Origin of the sequence: Pseudoalteromonas sp. 19-MNA-CIBAN-0066, assembly GCF_040308705.1 — a bacterium.
In the GTDB taxonomy this organism is placed as follows: domain Bacteria; phylum Pseudomonadota; class Gammaproteobacteria; order Enterobacterales; family Alteromonadaceae; genus Pseudoalteromonas; species Pseudoalteromonas nigrifaciens.
The window spans coordinates 1-247 of record NZ_JBEONZ010000351.1 but is presented as its reverse complement, the minus strand read 5'-3'; the positions used below and the strand labels follow the sequence as shown (position 1 = coordinate 247).

General features: G+C 41.7%; 1 protein-coding gene. It reads right to left on the bottom strand.

What is annotated here, in order from left to right; all coding sequences use genetic code 11:
* On the bottom strand, window positions 1–247 hold a 247-nt coding region (locus AAEZ18_RS19395; RefSeq protein WP_352256075.1), incomplete at both ends, for a HipA N-terminal domain-containing protein.

The following is a 247-nucleotide window of genomic DNA, read 5'->3' as shown; positions in this document are numbered from 1 at the left end:
TAAGGGTTTAGACTCAATCTTTTTGATATCAAACGGCTGTTGATCATGTGGTACAAGTTGCAATGCACCGACACTGTCTTGGCCGACTTTAGCCAATAAATCGAACGCTTGGGTCGATTTAGCATTGTGGCGAGCAACAATTCTGTTTCTCACCTCTATATTATCTGGGAGTAGATTATCGAAGAAATTGTAAACCTCATCACCTTTATACGCTTGCTTACGCAGTGGCATAGACAAAGAGATGGGA